10 protein-coding genes and 2 pseudogenes are annotated in these 13,149 nt (G+C 67.6%); 5 read left to right on the top strand and 7 right to left on the bottom strand.

Features of this window, described 5'->3' with window-relative positions; translation table 11 throughout:
• Positions 1–94: 94 nt before the first annotated feature.
• Complete coding sequence (locus DIE13_RS06030; protein WP_124826284.1) at positions 95–1,159, bottom strand: asparaginase; 1,065 nt, start codon at positions 1,157–1,159, stop codon at positions 95–97.
• Between the two features lie 322 nt (positions 1,160–1,481).
• Between DIE13_RS06030 and DIE13_RS06035 the strand changes: the two genes are divergently transcribed.
• Positions 1,482–3,725: a TonB-dependent receptor gene (locus tag DIE13_RS06035; protein WP_124826285.1), complete on the top strand. Its 2,244-nt coding sequence runs from the start codon at positions 1,482–1,484 to the stop codon at positions 3,723–3,725.
• 51 nt (positions 3,726–3,776) lie between these two features.
• Here DIE13_RS06035 and DIE13_RS06040 read toward each other — a convergent pair whose 3' ends face one another.
• From DIE13_RS06040 to DIE13_RS06050, 3 genes and pseudogenes are all read right to left on the bottom strand, one after another.
• Positions 3,777–4,100 (bottom strand): hypothetical protein, encoded by a 324-nt coding sequence (locus tag DIE13_RS06040; RefSeq protein WP_124826286.1) that lies wholly within the window; start codon positions 4,098–4,100, stop codon positions 3,777–3,779.
• 151 nt (positions 4,101–4,251) lie between these two features.
• Complete coding sequence (locus DIE13_RS06045; RefSeq protein ID WP_124826287.1) at positions 4,252–5,274, bottom strand: DUF2891 domain-containing protein; 1,023 nt, start codon at positions 5,272–5,274, stop codon at positions 4,252–4,254.
• 65 nt (positions 5,275–5,339) lie between these two features.
• Positions 5,340–5,489, bottom strand: a pseudogene (locus DIE13_RS06050) (5-oxoproline transporter, DUF969 family subunit); the annotation flags it as partial.
• Positions 5,490–5,805: 316 nt separating this feature from the next.
• On the opposite strand from DIE13_RS06050, the gene DIE13_RS06055 reads away from it, so the two are divergent.
• A complete protein-coding gene (locus tag DIE13_RS06055; protein ID WP_124826288.1) occupies positions 5,806–6,030 on the top strand; it encodes a hypothetical protein in 225 nt (74 codons plus the stop codon).
• 37 nt (positions 6,031–6,067) lie between these two features.
• Here DIE13_RS06055 and DIE13_RS06060 read toward each other — a convergent pair whose 3' ends face one another.
• Complete coding sequence (locus tag DIE13_RS06060; protein ID WP_124826289.1) at positions 6,068–6,496, bottom strand: hypothetical protein; 429 nt, start codon at positions 6,494–6,496, stop codon at positions 6,068–6,070.
• 520 nt (positions 6,497–7,016) lie between these two features.
• Between DIE13_RS06060 and DIE13_RS06065 the strand changes: the two genes are divergently transcribed.
• The gene (locus tag DIE13_RS06065; RefSeq protein ID WP_124826290.1) at positions 7,017–8,021 is read left to right on the top strand and encodes a chemotaxis response regulator protein-glutamate methylesterase; all 1,005 of its coding nucleotides are present in this window, start codon (positions 7,017–7,019) and stop codon (positions 8,019–8,021) included.
• A 54-nt stretch (positions 8,022–8,075) separates the two neighbouring features.
• The gene (locus DIE13_RS06070; protein WP_124826291.1) at positions 8,076–9,164 is read left to right on the top strand and encodes a diguanylate cyclase domain-containing protein; all 1,089 of its coding nucleotides are present in this window, start codon (positions 8,076–8,078) and stop codon (positions 9,162–9,164) included.
• Between the two features lie 22 nt (positions 9,165–9,186).
• Here the strand turns inward: DIE13_RS06070 and DIE13_RS06075 are convergent, their stop codons facing one another.
• Positions 9,187–11,436 carry a bifunctional diguanylate cyclase/phosphodiesterase gene (locus DIE13_RS06075; RefSeq protein WP_124826292.1) on the bottom strand — a complete coding sequence of 750 codons (2,250 nt, stop codon included), beginning with the start codon at positions 11,434–11,436 and terminating at the stop codon, positions 9,187–9,189.
• 476 nt (positions 11,437–11,912) lie between these two features.
• Positions 11,913–12,809, bottom strand: a complete 897-nt coding sequence (locus DIE13_RS06080) for a LysR substrate-binding domain-containing protein (protein WP_124826293.1) — start codon at positions 12,807–12,809, stop codon at positions 11,913–11,915.
• A 90-nt stretch (positions 12,810–12,899) separates the two neighbouring features.
• Here DIE13_RS06080 and DIE13_RS33310 point away from each other — a divergent pair.
• Positions 12,900–13,149 (top strand): annotated as a pseudogene (locus DIE13_RS33310) (hypothetical protein); the annotation flags it as partial.

Below are 13,149 nucleotides of genomic sequence, written 5' to 3' on the forward strand. Positions count from 1 at the left end.
GCTCGCATGCGCGGCAGCATCGGCCGGCACTCGCAAGCCGACGCACACCGCGCTCGCGACGAGCCGCGGCCGTGCATCGGCACGCTCACGCCATTCAGGCCGCCTGCAATTCGAACGGGAACGTTGCGTGCCCGATCTCGACGCCCTGTGTATTGAGCATGCGCGGGCGATGGAACGCGGCCAGCCGCGCGCGCTGCGCCGCCGTGCCGATCTGCAGCCGTTCGAGCAGTTCGCTCACGACCATGTACAGCACGTCGATGTTGCCGTCGCCGATCTTCACCGAGATGCCGAGCGCGCCGTGCGCACCAAGCTGCCGCGTGCGTTCCGACGCGCGCACGCCGATCCCGTAGCAGCCGTCCGCACCGAGCTTGCCGACCACCTGCCCGTCGAATGCACCCATCAGCACCGTGCAGAAGCGCCCTTCTCCGGCGACCAGTTCAGGATGCGCGGTCATCGCATGATGGATGCGCGCCAGCGCGCGCACGCGGTCGGTCGCCGCATCGCCGCCCGCTTCCACCGTATCCGCACCGTCGGCCAGCGACGCGTAAAGACGCGCGAGCCGATCGAGCGAGAAAGCCGGCGTCGGCAGGTTGCATCCGTCGATCGCCCAGTCGACTTCATCGTCGCGCAGCCCGCACGCATCGGCCACCACGTGCTTCACGCGCACCTGCATCGGATGGTCCGGCAGATGGTAGTCGGCGATCGCCGCACCGATCGCGCGCGCGCCGGCCAGCATCCCGACGTGCTTGCCCGAACAGTTGCTGCACACGCCGGTCGGCGTGTAATCGCGCTTGATCCACGACCGGTACACCGCATCGGACAACGGCGCATGGCCGCCGCACCGCAAATCCGACTCCTGCGCGTCGACCTTCGCCAGCATCGCCCGCGTGCGCGCGATGTGCTGCTCCTCGCTGCTGTGCGACGCGCACATCAACGCGATGTCCGCATCGTCGAAACCGAACCGCTCCGGCGCGCCCGTCTCGATCACCGACAGCGCCTGCGCCGGCTTCGCCGCCGAACGCGCGAGCGTCGTCCGGAACGGATCGCCGAACCGGAACAGCAGACTGCCGCGGGCATCCACCACCGCCATATCGGCGACGTGGGTGTTTTCGATCGCATTGCCGCGGTACGTCACGACCGCTGCGCGTTGGGTGTCCATCTGTCCTGTCTCCTTCGTCCGGGCCTGTTCGCCGGGGCCCGCGCAACCGGTACGGCAGTGTATCGACTCGCCGGCGCGACGCGCCGGCCGGTCGATGGAAAGCGGTGTTGCACCGGATGCAAAGCAGCGCCCAAGATCACGAAAGCCTGACCGATTTAGTACAAAAACCATTCGATCGTTTACATGATTCGTAATAATTCGTAGAATTGCGATCGCTAACGCGAATCATACGCATTTACATTGACGTTTTCCGGTATTACGGGCCCGGTCCGGTATCGCGAAGACGCATCCGATTCACCGATACTTCCGCTGCCCTCCCGATATGCCCGCCCAGTTCAAGACGAGGCCCCGTGCCCTCGTGTCGGCGCTGACCTGCTCCGTTTTCCTGACGCCGCTGCTCGCTTCCGCCGAAACCGCTCCCGCTACCGATCCGTCGCGCGCCGCCGATACGTCGCGCGCCGCCGATACGTCGACGACGCTGCCGACGATCACGGTGCAGTCGTCCGCGCCGTCGGACCTGCAGGTGAAGCGCTCGCCGTCGTACAAGTTCACCGCCCCGCTGCTCGACACGCCGCGCTCGGTCACGGTGATCCCCGAGCAACTGATCAGGGAAAAGAACATCACGTCGTTCGCGGATGCGCTGCGCTCGGTGCCGGGCATCACGTTTCTCGGCGGCGACGCGGCCGCGAACCCGTCGGCCGATCGTCCGGTGATTCGCGGCTTCGAATCGCGCAACGCGATCTTCGTCGACGGGATGCGCGACTCGGGGCTGCAGAACCGCGAGACGTTCGCGGTCGAGCAGATCAGCGTGATCAAGGGCCCCGACTCCGTGTACGCGGGCCGCGGGTCGGTGGGCGGCAGCATCGACATCGTCACGAAGACGCCGCAGAACGACAACTTCATCAACAGCAGCATCGGCTTCGGCACCGACGGCTACAAGCGCGCGACCGTCGACGCGAACCACAAGATCAACGACACGACGGCCGTGCGGCTGAACGTGATGGGTCACGACGCGAACCAGGCCGGCCGCAACGACGTCTACAACAAGCGCTGGGGCGTCGCGCCGTCGATCGTGTTCGGGCTCAATACGCCGACCACGGTCACGGTCAGCTACTACCACATGAACGCGTACGACATGCCGGACTTCAGCGTGCCGTTCCGCGCGTCGGGCGGCACGCCGGTACCGACGAGCCGCGGGCAGTTCTTCGGGCTGAACACGCGCGACTATCGCTACGGACAGACCGACACCGGCGAAGTGCGCATCGAGCACAAGATCAACGACGACTGGAAGCTGAAGAACACGACGACGTTCGGGCGCTCGACGCTCGATTACGTCGCGACGAACCCGCAGATCCTCGCGTCGAACCCGGCGATGCTCGGCCTGCAGGCGAAGAGCGGCAAGTACGCGCTCAACGGTTTCGCGAACCAGACCGAAGTGACCGGCAGCGCGAACCTGTTCGGGATGAAGCACACGATGACGGCCGGTGTCGAGTTCAGCCACGAGCAGGCGCGCTACGAGGGCTATCTCGTGTCGGATTCGGCCGGCGACAACATCCGCTCGGGCGGCCCGTGCACGGTGGCCGGCAACTGCACGCCGCTCGCCGGCGGCTGGAACCCGAACATGCCGTGGACCGGCAGCATCGTGCTGAACGGCGACAAGAGCTTCCCCGGCCCGACGACAAACACGCGCACCGATACCGTGTCCGCGTACATCTTCGACACGGTCAAATTGTCGGAGCGCTGGCAGTTCAACACGGGGCTGCGCTTCGACCGCTACGACACGACCGGCAAGCAGGCCGGCGTCGCCGACCTGTCGAACACGTCGAACCTGTTCAGCTACCAGTTCGGCCTGGTGTTCAAGCCGGTGACCAACGTGAGCCTGTACGCGTCGTACGGCACGTCGTCGAACCCGCCGGGCTCGAACTCGGGCCTCGGCGGCGGCACCGACCAGATCACCGCGACGAACCAGGACCTCGCGCCCGAGCGCTCGCGCAACATCGAGATCGGCGCGAAATGGGACGTGCTGCAGGATCAGCTGTCGCTGACGTCGGCGCTGTTCCAGACCGAAAAGACCAATGCGCGCGTCAGCGACGGTCTCGGTCACACCGTCAACGCGGGCAAGCAGCGCGTGCGCGGCGTCGAGCTCGGTTTCGCGGGCAACCTGACGCCGAAGTGGCACGTGTTCGGCGGCTACTCGTACCTGAACGCGATCACGACCGACGCGGGCCCCGGCAGCCCCGGCGCATCGGGCCTGCCGATGGTGATGGTGCCGAAGCACAACTTCACGCTGTGGACGAGCTACGACGTGATGCCGAAGCTCACGCTCGGCGCGGGCGCGACGGTAATGAGCCAGACCTACGCATCGGTGTCGGCGACGACGAAGAAATGGACGCCCGGCTACGCGCGCTTCGACGCGGCCGCGACGTGGCGCGTGAACAAGACGATGGACGTTCAGCTGAACGTACAGAACCTGTTCGACAAGAAATATTACGCGAGCGCGTATCCGATCTATGCGACGTGGGCGCCGGGCCGCTCGGCGATGGTCACGCTCAACTTCTATCAGTAACCGTCGTGCGACGCCCGACGGCGTTGCCGCCCCGGGCATGCGTGGCCGGGTTCACGCGAGGTGGTAACGCAGCCAGAAGGTCTCGCGGCACGCGTTGTCGAACGTGAGCCGCGCCGGGCTGATCGGCTGCGCATCGGGATGGCGGATCACGTCGTAGTCGATCCAGCATTCGGCGCACAGCAGGTCGGACGGTGCGCGGTCCTGCTCGACCGAGCGACGCACGATCGCGCCGTTGTCGAAGCGGTATTCGGTTTCGTCGCGCGTGACCTCGACGTCGTCGTCGGTCCAGCGGTCGTGCGACGTGACATGCGACACGATCGACACCGGGCCGGCAAGCCCGTGGATCGCGGCGACGTAGGCAATCAACTTGTCCATGGCGAGGCGGCGAACTGGCGGATGGCCGCTACGCGCAACGCATGATGCGCGCGACGGCCCGAGCGCCGAGTATAGCCGCGCCCCGATAACCATGCCGCCGGCAACGGCTTCATCCGGGTTTCGCGCGGGTTTTTCGCTCAGGTTTGGCGCGTCATGCCTCCACCGCCAGCAACGCGAACGTCGCGAGCCAGTGCTCGCCCATGTAGTCGCCGGCCACGTGCGCGAGCGCGCTCGCCAGATGCCGGTCGGCCGCATCGAGCAGCTTCGCGCGCCGCGCATCGCCTTCCGGCAATGCACCGGCGAGCGAGCGCTGGCACCACGCGCGGCTCAGATTCAATCCGTCCAGATGCGCGATCTTGCCGTCGCTGCGGTCGCTGACCGTCGCCGGCACGAACAGCGTCGCCGGCTCGCCGCGTGCGAGATCCGGCAGGAAGCGCGCGAACCAGCCGTCGAATTCGCCGGCCGGCAGCACGCGCCGCATCAGTTCCGCCTCCATCAGCGCGGGCGACAGGAACTCGTCGCCCGACGGCTCCCACGCCTGGCACGCGGCGTCGTTCAAGTGCCAGCGTTTCGCCGTATCGACGATCAGCGCCGCGAGCCCGTCGCGCTGCGTCTCGCGCGCGAAGTCGAGCGTGAGCGCCAGCGCGAACGCAGTGTTGAAGTGCGTGCCGACGCGCAGCGGATACGTCGCCTTCGGCAGGAAGGTTTCGAAGCGCGCGACGAACAGGTCGGTGAGCGGCGCCATCGTCTTCGCCCAGCGCGCGGCCTGCGGCACCACACCCTTGAGCACGAGCCGCTCCAGTTGCGCGGACAGCGCCAGCAGCCACGCCCAGCCGTAAGGCCGCTCGAAGCCGCTGTTGTGCGGCAGCGCGAGATACGCGCGTTCGCCGGCGACGTTCGCGTCGGTGAAATGCGCGTCGACGATGGCGATGATCCGCTCGGCCTCCGGCAGCGCCGGATAGCGTTCGAGCACGCGCAGCACGAGCCAGTAGCCGTGCACGCACGAATGCCAGTCGTAGCTGCCGTAGAAGATCGGATGTAGCGCGCGCGGCCCCTGCACGTCGTGCGGGCATTCGAGCGCATGCGTGAGCTTGTTCGGATATTCGCGGGTCAGGTGCGCGAGCGCGAGCGACGCGAATTTCGAGGCGAGTTCGGGGGTCAGTCGGTCGGTCATTGGCATCTCGTCAGAAGCGGAATACGAAGGCATACATCAGCAGCGTGTTGACGGCCAGCAGCACGGCGGCCGGTGGTCGCCGCATGCACGCGCGAGATCATCCGCTTCGCCTGCTCCTTGAGCCCGTTGCGCTCGAGCAGCGCGATCACCGGCAGCGCGTTGAAGCGCAGCGCGAAACCGATCACGACGATCGGCACCCCAATCAGCACCAGCATTGTCCCTCCTTGCGTCGAATGCGCGGCGCCGTGACGGGCGCCGCCTGCCCGGTTTCGACCAGGTTCAGGCCGCAAAATCTAACACGAGACTTTATCGATAAAAATTCGACAATTTGATGTTTCGGGTAAACGTTGAACCTGACGCGACGTTGCACGCGCCGCATGCCGGATAACGGTTTCGTCGGAACAATCCGGGCGCGGGCGGCGGACGTCGGCCGCGCCGCCGTTTCGTCGAGACTCCCGCGCCGCCGCGCGTGGCGAAGCGCGGGTGCGCCGACTAAACTGGAAGGCATCGGCAACGTACGGGAGAGCCGCCATGATTGACGTATTCCAGACCATCGGCAGCCGCGCCTTCTCCGCGCATCTGGCGAAGGACGGCATGGTCACGCTGATGGAGCAGCGCCATGAAGTCGACCGCGTGACACTTGCCACCGCGTACGCCGCGCTCGTCGAGGAGTCCGAGCAGGAATCCGATTTGCTCGATGCGACCGTCGAAGGGATGATGCGCGCGCTGATCCAGGGGTACGCGCGCAGCCATTGACGCCGCGGCCGTGCCGGCGGCGCGCAGCGGTTCGCTGCTAGGCGGCCGGCGTGCCGGCGCCCTGGCCGAACCACCGGCCTGCGCGCAGTTGCCGGTAGTCGGCCTGCGTGAAGATCCTCAGCAGGTTCGCCACCGCGCCGTTAGCGGCGCGATCGCACTCCGTCATGAAGGCTTCGACCGCGTCGCGATCCGCAAACAGGATCGTGCCGAAGTAACGTTCGCACTCGGTGTCGGACAGGTTCGTCGCGCGCAGCTGGTACGGATGGTGAAGCGCGGCGAACAGGAAGTAGTAGCGTTCGGCATCGTCGCGCAGCACGCGCACCGCGTCCGAATCGACAGGAAACTCGCGATGGAAGGACGCATGCCCGCTCTCGATATGGATCCGGTACACCAGCCGGCCGTCCCGCTCGATCACGACCGGCGCGTACGGGTCGCGGCTGACGACCACGGTGTCGGGTGCGGTCATCGCGCCCGCCCTGCCGCGCGGTTGCATGAGCCGTTGCACGTTACCCGTCGTGTTCCGTGTGCGATTTTCATCCGCCGTGACGCTCCGTGCATCGAAATGAAACTGAAACCGTTTAGTGTTGCCGGCCGCTCTCGCCTGTCATGGAAAATGCGTAGCGGCAAATACATGGAATCAGCGATCGCGATGACGATCGGCCGATCGCCTCGCGACACGAAGCCGTCACGCTACCATACCGGCTCCGGGAGCCCGTTTTCCGCACCGCCGCATGGCGCATGCGCGGCTGTCCGGCCGCACGGGCGGCAAAAAATGCCGCCCGACCATAGAGGAAAGGGTCGGAATCGACGCAATGTGCAATTTTTTCGATTGCCGCCGCTCGCGGCGCATGACAGCATTCGGGCGTCGCCAACCGAAAAGAATTCCGTGCCGTCCGTCCGCCGATGCTTACCGGTGCCGGACCGGCACCGCCTTCCATGAACCCGGCCCACCTCCAACACTACGAACCGACCGGAGTATCCCGCTTGTGAACATCGGCATCGTCAACGACCTCCCGCTTGCCGTCGAGGCGATGCGCCGTGCGATCGCGCGACGTCCGGAGCACCGTGTGCTGTGGGTCGCGACCGACGGCGCGCAGGCCGTCGAACTGTGCGCCGTGCAGCCGCCCGACATCGTGCTGATGGACCTGATCATGCCGAGGTGCGACGGGATCGAGGCAACGCGGCGGATCATGCGCTCCGGGCGCCCGTGCGCGATCCTGATCGTGACGAACTGCATCGGCGCGAACGCGTGGCGCGTGTTCGAGGCGATGGGCGCCGGCGCGCTCGACGCGGTGGACACGCCGCGCCTCGGCGAAGGCGAAGCCGGCGACTCCACCCGGCTGCTGCTCGCGAAGATCGAGCAGATCGGCCGCCTGCTCGATGCGCCCGGCGGTGTGCGCGCGGCCGGCACGACCTCACACGCGAACGGCGGCCCGCTGATCGCGATCGGCGCATCCGCCGGCGGGCCCGGCGCGCTCGCATCGATCCTCGGCAGCCTGCCGGCCGACTTCCGCGCGCCGATCGTGATCGTGCAGCACGTCGATCGCGCCTTCGCCGAAGGGATGGCGCAATGGCTCGACGGCCAGACGCAGCTGGCGGTGCGAGTCGCGCGCGAAGGCGACCGCCCGCAGCCGGGCGTCGCGCTGCTCGCCGCCACCGACGATCATCTGCGCATCACCCGCGCCGGCACGCTCGAATACACGCGCGAGCCGGCCGCCACGCCGTACCGGCCGTCGGTCGACGTGTTCTTCAACAGCCTGACCGAACACTGGCCGGGCCGCGTGATCGGCGTGCTGCTGACGGGCATGGGACGCGACGGCGCGATCGGCTTGAAGGCGCTGCGGATGAAGGGCTATCACACGATCGCGCAGGACGAGGCGACGAGCGCCGTATACGGCATGCCGAAGGCGGCCGCCACACTGGGCGCGGCGCGCGCGATCCTGCCGCTCGAACGTATCGCGGGCGAGCTGACCGCACTCGCGCGGATCTGAACCGATGACGCCCCGCCCTCTTCCTCGCAGCCGCGGCGCTACGCGGCCCCGATCATGACCCGCGACCTGACCCGCCCGCCGGGTGACCCGCATGCGGCGGCCGACGCCGCGCCCGCACGACATACGCCGGCCGCCGACGTCCCGGCGATGGTCCTGCTCGTCGACGACCAGACGATCGTCGCGGAAGCCGTTCGACGCGCGCTCGTCGACGACGAGAGCATCGACTTCCACTATTGCCCGCGCTCGGACGAAGCGATGGCCACCGCGATCGAGACACGGCCGACCGTGATCCTGCAGGATCTCGTGATGCCGGGCATCGACGGGCTGAGCCTCGTGAAGGCGTACCGCGCGAATCCGGCGACGCGCGACGTGCCGATCATCGTGCTGTCGACACAGGAAGAGCCGGTGATCAAGAGCGCGGCGTTCGCGGCCGGCGCGAACGACTACCTCGTGAAGCTGCCCGATCGCATCGAGCTCGTCGCGCGGATCCGCTACCACTCGCGCTCGTACATGAACCTGCTGCAACGCGACGAGGCCTATCGCGCGCTGCGGCAATCGCAGCAGCAACTGCTCGAAGCCAATCTCGAACTGCGGCGCCTCACGCATTCGGACGGGCTGACCGGACTGTCGAACCGGCGCTACCTCGACGAATACCTGGCCGCCGAATGGCGACGCGTGGCGCAGGAGCGCGGCGAGCTGTCGCTGCTGATGATCGACGTCGACAACTTCAAGCTGTACAACGACACGTACGGACACGTATCGGGCGACAGCGTGCTCAAGCAGGTCGCGGCCACCATCGAGCGCTGTCTCGGGCAGTCCGGCGATCTGGCCGCGCGCTTCGGCGGCGAGGAGTTCGCGGTCGTGATGCCGTCGACGTCGCCGGGCGCCGCACGGCTGCTCGGCGAGAAGATCCGCCTCGCGGTCGAGGCGCTGCGGCTCGAGCACGCGCATTCGTCGACGGGCCGCTACGTGACGATCAGCATCGGCGGCGCGACCGTCGTGCCTGCACCCGACGTGCCGACGACCTCGCTGATCGAAGCGGCCGATCGCGCGCTGTATCGCGCGAAACACGACGGCAAGAACCGTGTCGCGGTCGATGGGCCGGCGCCCCCCTTCGCGCCGGGCACCGGCGGCTTCGTCTGAACGCCGGCGCGGCCCGTGCGGCCTACGCGGCCGCGAGCCAGCGCGCGTAGTCGAGCGGGTCGAGCGGCCGGCTGAACAGGTAGCCCTGCTGCATGTCGCAGCCGATCTGCTGCAGGAACCACGACTGCGCTTCGGTCTCCACGCCTTCCGCGGTGACCTTCATCCCGAGCGAATGCGCCATCGCGACCACCGCCTGCGTGATCGCGACGGAATCGCGATGATCGGGCACGCCCGACACGAACGAGCGGTCGACCTTCAGGTTGTGCAGCGGAAAACGCTTCAGGTACGCGAGCGACGAATAGCCGGTGCCGAAGTCGTCGACCGAGATCCGCACGTTCATGTCGGTGAGCGCCTCGAGCATCGGCAGCACGGTGTCCGTGTCGTTCATCAACACGCCTTCGGTAATCTCGAGCTCGAGCGCGCCCGGGTCGAGTTGCGTCTGCGCGAGGCAGCGGTCGACCGATTCGACGAGCCCTTCGTGGAACTGCCGCGGCGACAGGTTGACCGCCAGCATCAGGTCCGGCGCGATCGTGCGGCGCCATTCGGCGGCCTGCCGGCATGCGGTTTCGAGCACCCACTGGCCGATCGCGACGATGAGCCCGGTATCTTCCGCGACCGGGATGAATTCCGCCGGCGACATCGGCCCGAGTTCCGGGCTCGTCCAGCGCAGCAGCGCTTCGGCGCCGACCGTGCGGCCGCTGCGCGCGTCGACGACCGGCTGGTATGCGAGCCGCAGCAGGTCCGATGCGAGCGCGCGCCGCAGCGACTGCTCGATCGCGAAGCGGCGCTGCAGGCGCAGGTTCAGCTGCGCGGTGAAGAACGTGAAATGGTTGCGGCCGCGCTGCTTCGCGTCGTACATCGCCGAATCGGCGTTGCGCATCAACGTGACGGCATCGTCGCCGTCGCGCGGCGCGACGCTGATCCCGATCGACACACCGAGCCAGTATTCGTTGTTCGCGATCGCGAACGGCTTCGCGATCGTATCGATCACCTCGCGCGCAAGCACGGCAAGCCCGTCGGGATCGCCGCAGTCGTCGACCAGGATCACGAACTCGTCGCCGCCGACGCGCGTGAGCGAATACCGGCCGCCCGCGCAGGCCGCGAGCCGCGCGGCGACGCTGCGCAGCAGCGCGTCGCCTGCATCGTGGCCGGCCGTGTCGTTGACCTTCTTGAAGCCGACCAGATCGATGAACAGGATCGCGACCCGCGCGGGCCCGGCCGCGGCGTCGCGCATGCCGAACAATTCGCGCATCCGGTCGGACAGCCAGCGCCGGTTGTACAGGCCCGTCAGCGCATCGCGCGTCGCCATGTAGCGCAACTGCTGCTGCGCTTCGCGCACGGGGCCGATGTCATGGAACGACACGAGCACCGATTCGGGCTGCGTCTCGCCCGGCTTCACGATCGGCACCGCGTTGCCCCGCACCCAGATGACGTCGCCGTCCGCGAGCCCGAAGCCGACCGTGTAGTCGAGCAGCGGCGCGCCCGTCGCCAACACGCGCCGGCTCGGCCAGTCGTCGGGCGGAATCGGCGTGCCGTCCTCGTGCAGCTTGTACAGGATCACCGTCGACAGCCGCCGGCCGACGAGGTCGCCCGTCGTGCGCATCATCCGGTTCGCGCTCGGATTGCTCGCGACCACCACGCCGTTGCGCGACACGACGAGAATGCCTTCGCTCAGGCTGTTGACGACCAGACGGTGATGTTCCTCGCTCAGTGCGAGCTGCCGCGCGATCCGGTCCTGATGCACGGCGAGGCCGACGCTGTTGCCGATGTCGCGCAGCAGGTCGGTTTCCTCGTCGCTGGGCCGGCGCGGCGTGCGGTAATAGACGGCGAACGCGCCGAGCACGCTGCCGGCTTCGTCCTCGAACGGCACCGACCAGCACGCGCGCAACCCGAGCGGCAACGCGAACGAGCGGTAGTCGGCCCATAGCGGATCGGTTTCGATGTCTTCGACGGCGACGATCCGGCGCTCGTACATCGCCGTGCCGCACGAGCCCGCGGCGGGGCCGATCGTCGCGCCGTCGATCGCGATGCCGTACTGGGCAGGCAAGGACGGCGCGGCGCCCACCCGCACGTGCATGCCGTCCGGGTCGAGCAACAGGATCGTGCAGGACGCGCCGTCGCCGAGCAACGCCTCGGCGCGCCGGCAGACCTCGACGAGCAGTTCCGGCAGCGGGGTATTGCGTGTGATCAGTCTCAGCACGCTCTGCTCGGACGCAAGGACTTCGGCGGCGAGCCCCAGGCTGTAGCGAGAACTTTGCGGTTCGGTATTCAAGATGAATCCTGCCGTCAGTCCGACCGGGTCTGTTGCGCCCGATTCGTTAGAAATCCTTCGTGCCGTGTGCCGCTCCGGGTTTACGCCGACTCCCGGTGCGCCCCCGATCGCGCGTGCCGCTGATGCGCCAACGTACATTTAACACCAATCCGTGCGCGCCGGCGCATCCGCTCGCATCAGGGCTTACACGCGGTCGCGGCCGCACGCGCCAAACCCCGATTCGTCCGATGGTTGTGCCGCACCGCATCATTCGGTGTCGCCGGGTTGCGCGCGCATCGCCGCCGTCAGCGCGTCGATCGCGGCCGCCACCGACGCGCCGCCACGCTGTTCAACCACACGATGCTGCTCTACCACGACAGCGCGCGGATGCCCAGGGAATTGTCCAGGCTGCGGAACAAAGGCGTGCGCGACGATCCGCAAGCACCGCCGAGCGGGCCGGCGGGCGGCGGTGAAAGCGGCGGCCCGCGCCGCCGCCGTCAATCCTTGCGGATATGTTGGGCGAGGAAGTCGATCAGCAACCGCACGCGCGGCAGCAACCCCCGCCGCGACGGAAACACCGCGTGAATCACGCCGCCCTTCGGCGCCCATCCCGGCAGCACGTCGATCAGCGTGCCGTCGCGCAGATCGTCGTCGATCGCCATGCAAGGCAGCTGCACGATGCCGACGCCATGAATCGCCGCGTCGCGCAGCGCATGCATGTCGTCGGAGATATAGCGCGGATGGTGGCGCAGTTGCGCATGCTCGCCGTTCGGCCCGACCAGTTGCCACACGTGATGCCGCGCCGGACCCCAGTCGAGGCTCGGCTCGCCAGCCAGCCCGGCCGGATCCGTCGGCGGCGCCCCGCGCCTGGCCAGCCATTGCGGCGCGGCCACCAGCCGCTGCGGGCTGTCGCCGAGAATGCGCATCACGAGATCGCTGTCCTCCAGCGGCGGAAAGCGCACGCGCAGCGCGAGGTCGAAGCCTTCGCTCAGCAGGTCGACGCGACGGTTGGTCGCTTCGAGATACACGTGCACCTGCGGATGAATCGCCATGAAACGCGCGATGAGCTCGCTGACGCGATATTCGAGCAGCGCGGTCGGGCAACTCACGCGCACGATGCCGCGCGGCTCCGCGTGCTGACGCTCGATTACCTCGCGCGCCGCATCGGCTTCGACGAGCACCGCAAGACAGCGTTCGTAGAATTCGCGGCCGGTTTCCGTGACCGTGAAGTGACGCGTCGTCCGCTGCAGCAGCCGCACGTCGTATTGCGCCTCCAGCGCGGCGATGCGCCGGCTCAACGTCGATTTCGGGACGTCCAGCGCCCGCCCCGCCTGCGTGAACCCGCCGTGCTCGACCACCTTCACGAAATAGTAGAGGTCGTTCAGGTCATCCATGATTGTTCCACTCATAGAACACTGACGGCATTTTACGGGACTGGAAAGCCGGTTGTTGCGCGCATAGCATCCTTACTCAACGTGAGTCGATTGGATCGCGGCGGCCCGGACATATTCCGGACGGACGCATCGCGCATCGAATCGATTCACCAGGCCTGCCGCACTCGCGCGCCGCGCAATCGCAGCCGGACGTTTGCGACATCGCGGCGGCGCCAATCTGGACCCTCGGGATTCCTCTCTCTTCCTGCACTGACTCTGGAGGCAACCATGGCAAGCGAACCGATTCGCGACCCCGCGAACGACCACCTGCTCACCCCGCAGAACGCGGCGTTCATCGTCA

This window comes from Burkholderia sp. Bp9016, assembly GCF_003857765.1.
GTDB lineage: Bacteria > Pseudomonadota > Gammaproteobacteria > Burkholderiales > Burkholderiaceae > Burkholderia.